Source organism: Mycobacterium sp. NGS56 (genome assembly GCF_059812425.1).
The window spans coordinates 299,671-309,866 of record NZ_JCALCQ010000003.1 but is presented as its reverse complement, the minus strand read 5'-3'; the positions used below and the strand labels follow the sequence as shown (position 1 = coordinate 309,866).

The window sequence follows — 10,196 nt, the reverse complement described above, 5'->3', positions numbered from 1 at the left end:
GCCGCTACACGGTGAGGTTGAAATTGGGTGTCTTGCCATAGACCGCCATCGCGGTCAGGACGACGACCACCACGATCGTGATCAACGAAAGACGCATCGACCGGCCTACCGCCTCACCGACGCCGACCGGCCCGCCGGTGGCGGTGTAGCCGTAGTAGCAGTGGGTGCTCATTACGACCATCGCGACCAGGATCACCTCGGCGAAGGACCAGCCCACGTCGTTGAGGCGAAGGAATGTGTGGAAGTAGTGGTTGTACGTGCCCACGGACTGCCCGTAGAAGAAGACCGTGGTGACCTGCTGGGAGAGGAAGGCCATCGTCATCGCCAATCCGTAGAGCGGAACGATGACGATCAGACCCGCCACCACCCGGGTGGACGCCAGGTAGGCGACCGACCGGATACTCATCACCTCGAGCGCGTCGATCTCCTCGCTGATGCGCATGGCGCCCAGTTCGGCGGTGGCGCCCGCGCCGACCGTGGCGGCCAGCGCCTGACCGGCGGCCACCGGCGCCACGAACCGGACGTTGACCAGTGCGGCCAGAAACCCGGTAAATGCTTCGACACCGATGTTGCCCAGCGTCGCGTAGCCCTGGATCGCGACCAGCGAGCCGGCGGACAAGGTGATGAAGCCGATGATCGCCGAGGTGCCGCCGACCACGGCCATCGCGCCGGCACCCATCCCCATCTGGGCAACCATTCGTAGCAGTTCTCTGCGGTAGCGGTGTACGGCGAAGGGGATTTGTCCCACCGCGGTCATGGCGAACCAGACCATCTGTCCGATCTCGACCAGTAGGTGGTCCGGGGCGGCCCCGTATCGGGCGAGGGTGGCACGTGGAAAGTTCATGTGCCGTGCGGCGGCCACCGTCATATCAGCGCCCCGTTCCGAACCGGACGCCAATGGTGGTCAACGCTGCGTTGACCGCGAACAGCGCGATGAAACACAACACCACCGTCTCGTTGACGGCGGTACCCAAACCTTTGGACCCGCCGCGGACGATGAGCCCGCGGTAACAGCCGACGAGGCCGGCGATCAGACCGAACGTCGCGGCCTTGATGAAGGCGATCACTACCTCGGGAAGACCGGTGAGCGCCGTCAACGTGGACAGGTAGGCACCGCTCGAAACGTTCTGCAAATAGACGCTGAAGAGGTAGCCGCCCCCCAGGCCGACCGCGACCACGAGGCCGTTGAGCAGCACCGCGACCAGCGTCGAGGCAACGACGCGGGGCACCACGAGTCGGTGGATCGGATCGATGCCGAGGACCTCGAGCGCATCGATTTCCTCGCGGATGGTGCGCGCGCCGAGGTCGGCGCAGATGGCGGTGCCGCCCGCACCGGCGACCACCAGCACCGTCACGATCGGACCGAGCTGGGTGACCGCGCCGATCGCGGCTCCCGCACCGGAGACGTCGGAGGCGCCGATCTCGGCCAGCAGGAGGTTGAGCGTGAAGATGAGGAGCACGGTTTCCGGAATGGACACTGCGATGGTGGGCAGCAGCGACACTCGCATGAGAAACCAGCCGTTCCAGATGAACTCGCGCCACTCGAACGGTTGGCTCAGCGCTTTGGCGGTCAGCACACACATCCGGAAGAACCCGCCGGCCACTTCCGTGCCGGGCCGCACATGCCGGCCCAGCCTGCCGGCCACCGAGAGCGACGCGGTCATCGGCACACCCCTTGACGCGACGCCGAATCGGATCGCAGTGCCGATTGCCCGAGCGGGCAGCACACCATGACGGGACGGAGATGGGAAGGGTCAACGCGCCGCCGATTTGCGGTCCGCTTCGCCGCGCAACCAGATCGCGAAAAGTCTTGTGCTGCAGCAGGTCTCGGATGCATCGAGAACGACGAAGCCAGCGGGCGTCTTTGTCGCCGCCGTACCATTGGGCGCGCCCCGCCGCGTGCCGTATCGCCTCGCTTCCGGGGGCTCTCGAGCCGGCGATCCTTCGGAACGGCACCCCGGAACCGGCCACTCAGCTCCATGCCACCCTCGTTTGCGCCACGCAGCCACTATGGCATTAGACCGTACGGTCAGTCAATAACAACGCGTAACCCATGGGCGCTGCGACTGACGCACCCGTACGGCGCGTCTCGCCGCGGTAGCCAATATCTTGATTACTATCAGGCAATTCAGCACATTAAGGCGACGCTGACGCGCATACTTCACCGTTGCAGGGGTTGCTCAGGGCGCAAGAATACCAACCGTATACCGACCGTGCGTACAGTAATTGGCCCGGCGCCATATGCGATCGGGCCATCAACGGGAAGCGTTGAGCCCAAATAGTTTACGGAGGTTACGTGGTCAACCAGCGGGATTTGCGACGGTGGCGAGGCACTCGCGCACCACTGAGACGACGTTCGCGGAAGGATCCGCCCACTTGCTCAGACCCAGGCGGTCGAGTAGGAGTCCGCCGAGGAACACGTCGACGAAAGCGGCGCCGACTTGTTCGGGCGTCCTCGAAGCGGCGGGATCGAACCACACCCACATCCACTGCAGCGATCCCCAGAGCTGCAGCGCCGCCAATTCGACGTCGACGCTTCGGAACACTCCGTACTCGATTCCATTGCGGATCTCGTCAATGGCTAGGTGTTGCAATTGATGGCGCAGTTTTCGCACCTGTTGCATCGCCGGGTCATCGGACAACTGAACCACTTCGCGCTGGCTTGCCACCGTCGCGTCGCGGGCCACCACTTGCAGCAATGCCGAGGCGTAGATGATTGCCGCGATGCGCTCGTGCGGCGCGGCCAGGCGAGCCCACGCCATCTGTAGCGCATCGAGTTGGCGGGTCAGATGGGCCTCTTCTAGCTCCCGCAACATCTGCGCTTTAGTCCCGAAGTGATGAACAATGGTGCCCTTCGACATGCCGAGCTCGTCGGCAATGTCACCCATATTCGTTCTGTCGTAGCCGCGCTCGGCGACATAGCGGACAAACGCGTCGAAAATCTCGCCACGCCTACCAGGCGATCGCGGCATCTTTCACCCTTCGGTTCCGAAACTAACCGTACGAACGGTCTATCATATGCTTCGCGCTGTCAAGATCCCGGTAAGCCGCGGCACCGTTTCGGCCCATGATTGTGCGGGACCATACCGAAGCGCCCTGCATGGCACCCTCTCGGCCATCAGGCCACCACATTGTTAGGCGCCGACCGGCGGGTCAGTGGCGGCCGTGAGCGGATTAGCCGCCGACCGGTGTCTACAACGCCCGGGGGCCGCCGAAGCGGTCCGGTGCGGTGACGACATAGGTGCCCGCCTTGGGTTCTGGCTGGATCTCGCCGGCGGTGTAGATGGTCATGAGCTCTCTGCCGTCGCAGTCCGCGACGCAAACATAGGTGTCCGTGTCTGCGTCATATTCGAAACTGTCCCAAGCCAATACGAACGCCAAGCAGTTGCCGTCTCGGTCTGTGACAACAAGCTTGTGCACCCCGGACTCCTTTAACAGCTCTGCATCCTGTGCGCGCTGCCGAGGGATCTGGTCGTCCTGGACCTCCAAGCTGTTCAGCATCTGTCCGCTACCTCCTTTGGCCCGGTGCTCAAGTACTCGAGGACCTCGAACCTGCCAGAGACGTTTCTACCGGTGTGCCAGGCCCGCCAGGGCATTACGGCCCTTTTCACAGGGCCGTAAGTCGCTAAGCCAACGGCGCACCGCAGCGAATGCGCCTCGGCTCGAAATCGCCCGGCGTCAACAAGTCGCAGCCCACCTCGCTATGCCCGTGTACCTACGAGCCCGATTCACGCGTTGCCGGTGCACGGGTAGCCTTTCGGTCCTGCTACACCCCCTGCGCACGAGGTGCGGAGCGCGCGGCGGGGCAAAACGCCGCTAGCAGCGCTCCGCCGGCGAAGATCGCCGCGGTCAGCCACGCGAAGCGTCCGTCGGGAGCGAAGCCCTCGGCGGCAATAAGCGACAGGGCATAGGCCGCCATCGCGGCACCGGTTAGCACTACCGGTTCCGTCCAGCGCTGGGTGAGCGGGATACCGAGCAGGGGCAGGGGAGCCGCGAAAAGCTCTCGCGCCCAGAACAGCAGCACCATCTCGACCGCGGCCACCGCGCTGAGGACGACCACCCATTCCAGCCGGGCCAGCCACCAGTCGGCACTACCTTCAGGCGGCTGCGGCAATAGGCCGGCCGGATAGCCGACGATCGCCACGATCACGACGGGAATCATGTGCCACAGGTAGAGAGCCATGATGTTGTTGTTGGCAATGGACAGCGCGCGCTCGACGCGCATGGTGCGCAGCGCGCGGTTGAGCACCGGAGCGGCTGCCATCGCAATTCCCGTCTGGGCGCACCCGAACGCCAAGAGCGCCACGGTCGGTGGCGTCGTGTTGTCGATGGTCTGTCCGGGAACTCCGATCATGCTGACCGGATAGATTCTCAGCCAAACCAGCAGCGCCAGCGCTGCCGCGGAAGCACCTGCCAGTAGCCAGGGTCTGCGACCGGCCAATGACCCACCGTGCCAGGCGATCCCAAGCTGATGCAGGCTGCCCCAGCCCAGCAGATAATTCACCCAGTTGAGGTAAGGCACGTGGCCCGCGAGCCGAGCCACATCCACCGCCGCAACGGCCAATGCGAGCACAGCCAACACCAGCAGCCCCCAACGGCGTTGTGCGGCAATCGCAATCGGCGTCAGTGAGACAACCACCATATATACGGCCAGGAACCACAGGTGCATCGCGACCGCCCAGCCGGCATATTCGAGGACCGAGCCGGCCACACCGCAGGCACCCAGGACCACCACAACCACCGACACGACTGCGATGTACACCGCCGTCGGCCCGAGGACTCGCGCCAACCGGCGCTGCACCCAGCTTCGACGTGAAACTCCCTCGGTGTCGTGCCGATGCGTCCAGGACACGGCGCCGGCGTAGCCGGCAACCAGGAAGAACGCGGGGACAGCCTGGAACGGCCAGGTCAGCCATTGGGTCCAGGGCAGGTCGACGAGCGGATTCTGCCGGCCGAACTGTCCGTCGTGGTAGGTCACGGATCCGGCGAGCCAGTGTCCTAAGACGATCAGGACCACGCCCGATACGCGGTAGTAGTCGACCGCCAGATTGCGCTCCGGTGTGTTTGCGCGGTCCATCAGATCGGGGGAAGCTCGACGCGGTCCACAGCGCCACGGTACCGTCCAGCACTCAGCGGTCTCGCGTAACCGTAGGACAGGAGACATCCCATGAAACTGGCTTACCTTGCCCAGCTACAAGTTGGCCGCCTCGGGCTGGGTGCGATGGGGATGTCGGCGGCGTACGCCGGCGCGGGCAGTGACGATGCGGAATCGATCCGCACCGTTCATCGCGCCATCGACCTGGGTGTCACGCTGATCGACACCGCCGAGGTCTACGGACCGTATGTCAACGAGGAACTTCTGGCCCGGGCCCTGCGGGGCCGACGCGATCAAGTAGTCCTGGCAACCAAATTCGGTCTGATCTCGCACACCGGCCGCGAGGGTCTGGACAGCAGCCCAGCCAACATCCGCATCGCCGTGGACGGTTCGCTGCAACGGCTGGCGACCGATCACATCGATCTGTACTACCAGCACCGACGAGACCGCCAGACCCCGATCGAAGACACGATCGGTGCGCTGGCCGACTTGGTTGCCGCCGGGAAGATCCGGCACATCGGTCTGTCCGAAGTGGGCGTGGAAACCATCCGTCGCGCCCACGCCGTGCACCCCATCACGGCGGTCCAATCCGAGTACTCGCTGTGGACGCGCGATCAAGAAGACCAGATTTTGCCGACGCTGCGCGCATTGGGGGTCGGGTTTGTCGCTTACTCTCCATTGGGCCGTGGCTTGCTCACCGGCGCCATCCGCTCCACACAGGAGCTGCCCGATACCGACTATCGCAAGACGAACCCGCGGTTTTTCGAGGACAACTTCACGCACAACCTGAAATGTGCTGACGAGGTCCGCGATATCAGCGCCGACGTCGGTGCCACCCCTGCTCAGGTCGCGTTGGCCTGGCTGCTGGCGAAAGGCCCTGACATCGTGCCGATTCCGGGAACCAAACGTGTAACGCGGCTGGAAGAAAACGTCGGCGCTGACGCGGTAGAACTGACGGCCGACCAATTGGCCAGACTCGATCGCCTCCCCCCGCCCGTGGGAGGGCATCACGCCGAGGCGCAGATGGCGTGGATCGACCGCTAGTGGCCGACAAGAAACTGGTGATCGGCGCCAGCGGATTTCTGGGATCACATGTCACGCGGCAACTCGTGGCGGCGGGCGCCGACGTGCGAGTGATGCTGCGCCGCAGCAGTTCCACCGCGGGGATCGACGACCTCGATGTCGAGCGCCGTTACGGCGACGTGTTCGATGACGATGCCCTGCGTGCCGCGATGGCAGGCTGCGACGTCGTCTACTACTGCGTCGTCGACGCCAGAATGTGGCTGCGCGATCCGGCGCCGCTGTTCCGCACTAATGTCGAAGGCCTGCGCCACGTTCTGGATGCCGCCCTGGAAGCGGACCTGCGCAGATTCGTATATACCAGCACAGCAGGCACGTTGGCGATCAGCGACACCAAACCCGTCACCGAAGACGACCCGCACAATTGGGACCAGGGCGGGGCATACATCCAAGCGCGCAAGGCCGGCGAAGACCTGCTGCTGTCGTACGCGCGCGACAGGGGGCTGCCCGGCGTCGCGATGTGCGTTTCCACCACCTACGGTCCCGGGGATTGGGCGCCGACCCCACACGGCTCCCTGATCGGCCTCGTCGCCAAGGGCCGATTCCCGTTCTACTTCGGCTACTCAGCCGAAGTGGTGGGAATCGAAGACGCCGCCAGGGCAATGCTTTTGGCCGCCGAGCGCGGGCGCCACGGCCAACGCTACATCGTCTCGGATCGCTACATGAGCATCCGGGAATTGCATCGCATCGCTGCCACGGCCGTGGGCAGGCGTCCACCGCGCCTGGGAATCCCGATGGCTGCGTTGCGGGCCGGTGCACGCGTCAACGACGCGGCGGCCCGACTGCTGCGTCGCGACCTGCCGTTCGCCTACGCGGGGATCCGGATGGCCGAACTGATGTCGCCGCTGGACCACAGCAAGGCGACCCGCGAACTTGGCTGGACGCCCGAACCCGTCGAAAACTCGATCCGCAAAGCCGCCGCCTTCTTCGCGTCGCGCTAGTCCGGTCAGTCGACACTGGCCAAAGCCGCTGTGCCGTACTTCTTTTCGATCAACGACCACGGATCGGCGTAGGGGCCGCGCCCCTCGAACCGGCGCTGAACGAAAAATAGGGCACGCAGCGCGGGCCGTAGCAGTGGCGCAATAAGGCGCAGCACGATGCGCATGCGGCCCTGCGACTCGGCGATCCACTCCAGCGTCTGGCTCCAATCGTGCTCTTGGAAGTCCAGCAGCGTCTGCGCTTCGGCGGTGTCGTACCAGCCGGTGAAACTCCAACCGCGGTCGTCGGCCGGGTCGCCGGGCAGACCGGCCGAGGGGCCGAGCGGACCGAGGCCGGCGGCGCTCATCAGGTCGTCCTGCAGTTGGTGTTGTAGCAGCACGTACGTTTCGTTACCACCGATGAGCAGGACTTTGCCGGAAATCGATGCCTCACGATCGACGCCGTTGGCGAACGCCAGCGCCACATCACGCGCATCCACCGCGTGTATGCGGTTGTCGCTGGGCATCGAACGCATCAGGATCAGGTAGTCACCGTTGATGCCGGCCTGTATGTCGGGCGAGATGACCCCCGCGAGGCGGAAGAGCGCATAGGGCAGGCGGCTACCGCGGATCGCCGCCTCGGCGAGGACCTTGTCCTGGCCGTATTGATCGATGGGGTTCACCGGGGTGTCCGGGGTGATTCGCTCGGGCTGACGGTACGGGTTTCGCGATCCGTACACCGCGGCGCTTGACGCCATCAGGAACATCGGCGGGCGGGCGAGTGCCGAACAGGCCGTCAGGAGATTCTCGGTGCCACCGACATTGACGCGCCGTGCCAGTTCGGGGTTGCGGTACGACGGCGGGGACACGATGGCGGCCAGGTGGACGATGGCGCCGGGCCGATGGGCGGCCAGAAGCTGGTTTACCGCCTCGGCATCCAACAGGTCGGTGTATGCGGCGATCAGCGTTCCCGGGCGTCCATCGCGGGCAAGTTCTTTTTCGGCGGCGAGCGTGTCGTCGTTGCGCAGATCCATCGCGATGACGGTCCGTCCCCGCTCCAGCAGGATCTGCGTGCAGCGCCGACCGACCAGGCCGAACGCGCCGGTGACCAATACGGTGTCGACGGTCACGGCCGCATCATCGATCCATCAACCGGCCGGCGATCTCGCCGATTGCCCTGCGGATTCGGGGAGAGACGTAGACCGAGAAGAACGGCATCACGATGTCCTCGCGGAGTCGAGTTAGCTTGGAGCTTTTGATAAGCCAATGGCCGGCGACGCTCTCATAGGTCTCGTGATAGTGGCCGTAGCCGACCAGAGTAATCCCGGGCCCGAATCGGACGACGTCTTGCAGCGCCCAAATCCCGCGCGCGGTCGTCGCCGAGGTGAGCTCGATTTCGGGTGTGTGTACGTGGTGAGCGGTGGGCTGCGTCGGGCGGCCAAGGGCCCGACGGGTGAACGCCACGAAGTCATCGGCGCCGGCGACCAGCTTGCCGCCGGCTTCGGACGTGTCGCTGACGAAGTCGTCGGCAAAGAGCGTCCGCCAGGCGGCCCAATCCTTGGTGTCCAGGTAGCGGCAGTAGCGGGCCTTGAGCAGCTTGATCGATTCGATCGCCGGCAGCGTCCCGTCGATCAGGCCTTCCGCGCGCTGTGTCATTGCGGCTCGATTCTTTTCGTAAGGGTCGCGGCGTGACGTTTCACGGGCGAAGTGTAAACCCGTCATCCTTTGAAATAGACGATCTGATGCGTGGTGGCCAGCAGCCCGCCGTCGGCCGTCCACACTTTCGCGCTCTGGTCGAAATAGCCGCGGGAGAAGCGGTTGGCGTGGGCAGTGGCCAGCACGAAGTCGCTCGCAACGGCGTCGAGTTCAGGCTGGTCTGCGTGAAAATACGTGGTCAACGAGATGGTTCCGGACGGGATGAAGCCGTGGCGCAGGAATACTCGCGGGTAGAAGATGTCACACAGCGCGGCAAGCGCCGGGTAGTCGACCGGGCGTCCCGCGCTGTCGCGGACCCACAGCGTGGACGTCGACGACCGGCTCGGGTTTCCGCCTTTACCGGGCATCGCACCTTCGACGTACCGCATGTCATACAGGCTGGTCCATCGAACGAGGCCCGGATCGACCGCGGGCACTTGCTCGGGGGCCGGCGCTTGTGGCGGGTGGCTTTCCGTGTCGGCCCAGCTCTCGCGCCGGATCGCAAAGATCGCGGTCGCCGTCGTTTTGACCACGTCGTCCTGGCTGAGCTCGACAATCCAGTGCTGGTTGGTGCGGTTGGTGCGTGCCGCCCGCAGGGTGACGTCAAAGTCGCCGTCGGCGATGGGGGCGGCGTAGTTGACGGTCAGGGCCAGCGGTTTCCCGATGCACTCGGGATGTGCTTCGACCGCACGCAGCATGACGGCGGCGGTGATGCCTCCGAACGGTCCGACCATGTTCGCCCATTCGGGGTGGGTGCGGCCCCGGCTGACGTTCGCGCCGAGGGTGTCGAGCTGGAGGGCTTCGTCGAAGGGATGTGGGTCGGCCATGTGGGGTTCCTCGTTCGCCAGAGCGTGAAGCGTGCGGCCGGGCCGCGCATTCGTCACGCCCGGCTCGAGTCGACCGCAGATTACTTGCGGGCGGCCTCGCTACCGACACGGGGCCCTGGCGTCCGCTGATGTACGGTCCTGCGAGACAACCTCACCGAAAGCGAGCCCGATGGTGAACCCCAAGGACGACACCGACCAATCTCCCGCCCAACTGATCGACGCCAGGATCAAGGAATTGGGGGATTGGCGCGGTGAGATGCTCGCTCGCATCAGGGATCTGATCAAGAAAGCCGACCCCGAAGTGGTCGAACAGTGGAAGTGGCGGGGCGTTCCAACCTGGTATCACGGCGGGATGATCTGCACCGGCGAGACGTACAAGAACGTCGTGAAGATGACCTTCGCCAAGGGCGCGTCGCTGCAGGATCCCGCAGGTCTGTTCAACTCCACGCTGGACGGAAACACCAGACGCGCGATCGACTTCCACGAGGGCGACGAGATCGATGAGGACGCGCTGACCGCACTGATTCGTGCCGCGGTGAAGTTGAACAGTTCGTAAGGCGCCGACCTGTACACCCAGAACGG

At 64.8% G+C, this 10,196-nt stretch carries 11 protein-coding genes; 3 read left to right on the top strand and 8 right to left on the bottom strand.

What is annotated here, in order from left to right; genetic code table 11:
- Positions 1-4 precede the first annotated feature (4 nt).
- The 5 genes from AC5Y4F_RS11630 to AC5Y4F_RS11610 all read right to left on the bottom strand — a co-directional run bounded on the left by AC5Y4F_RS11630 (position 5) and on the right by AC5Y4F_RS11610 (position 5,077).
- Positions 5-868, bottom strand: coding sequence for an MlaE family ABC transporter permease (locus AC5Y4F_RS11630; protein WP_067939757.1), 864 nt, complete (start codon positions 866-868; stop codon positions 5-7).
- 1 nt (position 869) lies between these two features.
- Positions 870-1,583: an MlaE family ABC transporter permease gene (locus tag AC5Y4F_RS11625; RefSeq protein WP_369829741.1), complete on the bottom strand. Its 714-nt coding sequence runs from the start codon at positions 1,581-1,583 to the stop codon at positions 870-872.
- Positions 1,584-2,300: 717 nt separating this feature from the next.
- Positions 2,301-2,972, bottom strand: a complete 672-nt coding sequence (locus AC5Y4F_RS11620; protein ID WP_067939759.1) for a TetR/AcrR family transcriptional regulator — start codon at positions 2,970-2,972, stop codon at positions 2,301-2,303.
- Positions 2,973-3,192: 220 nt separating this feature from the next.
- The gene (locus AC5Y4F_RS11615; RefSeq protein WP_067939760.1) at positions 3,193-3,501 is read right to left on the bottom strand and encodes a hypothetical protein; all 309 of its coding nucleotides are present in this window, start codon (positions 3,499-3,501) and stop codon (positions 3,193-3,195) included.
- A gap of 265 nt (positions 3,502-3,766) precedes the next feature.
- Entirely contained in the window at positions 3,767-5,077 is a 1,311-nt protein-coding gene (locus AC5Y4F_RS11610) for an acyltransferase family protein (RefSeq protein WP_499996794.1), read from the bottom strand.
- Positions 5,078-5,167: 90 nt separating this feature from the next.
- Between AC5Y4F_RS11610 and AC5Y4F_RS11605 the strand changes: the two genes are divergently transcribed.
- Positions 5,168-6,139 (top strand): aldo/keto reductase, encoded by a 972-nt coding sequence (locus tag AC5Y4F_RS11605; RefSeq protein ID WP_067939764.1) that lies wholly within the window; start codon positions 5,168-5,170, stop codon positions 6,137-6,139.
- The gene (locus tag AC5Y4F_RS11600) at positions 6,139-7,116 is read left to right on the top strand and encodes an NAD-dependent epimerase/dehydratase family protein (RefSeq protein WP_067939765.1); all 978 of its coding nucleotides are present in this window, start codon (positions 6,139-6,141) and stop codon (positions 7,114-7,116) included. Before AC5Y4F_RS11605 ends, AC5Y4F_RS11600 begins: the two co-directional genes overlap by 1 nt.
- Before the next feature lie 5 nt (positions 7,117-7,121).
- Here the strand turns inward: AC5Y4F_RS11600 and AC5Y4F_RS11595 are convergent, their stop codons facing one another.
- The 3 genes from AC5Y4F_RS11595 to AC5Y4F_RS11585 form a co-directional block, all read right to left on the bottom strand.
- Positions 7,122-8,222 (bottom strand): NAD-dependent epimerase/dehydratase family protein, encoded by a 1,101-nt coding sequence (locus tag AC5Y4F_RS11595; protein WP_067939767.1) that lies wholly within the window; start codon positions 8,220-8,222, stop codon positions 7,122-7,124.
- 7 nt (positions 8,223-8,229) lie between these two features.
- Positions 8,230-8,748 (bottom strand): nuclear transport factor 2 family protein, encoded by a 519-nt coding sequence (locus AC5Y4F_RS11590; protein WP_499996790.1) that lies wholly within the window; start codon positions 8,746-8,748, stop codon positions 8,230-8,232.
- A gap of 62 nt (positions 8,749-8,810) precedes the next feature.
- Entirely contained in the window at positions 8,811-9,614 is an 804-nt protein-coding gene (locus tag AC5Y4F_RS11585) for an acyl-CoA thioesterase (protein WP_067939785.1), read from the bottom strand.
- A gap of 169 nt (positions 9,615-9,783) precedes the next feature.
- Between AC5Y4F_RS11585 and AC5Y4F_RS11580 the strand changes: the two genes are divergently transcribed.
- On the top strand, positions 9,784-10,170 hold the full coding sequence (locus tag AC5Y4F_RS11580; RefSeq protein WP_067939771.1) for a DUF1801 domain-containing protein: 387 nt from the start codon (positions 9,784-9,786) through the stop codon (positions 10,168-10,170).
- Positions 10,171-10,196: the final 26 nt, after the last annotated feature.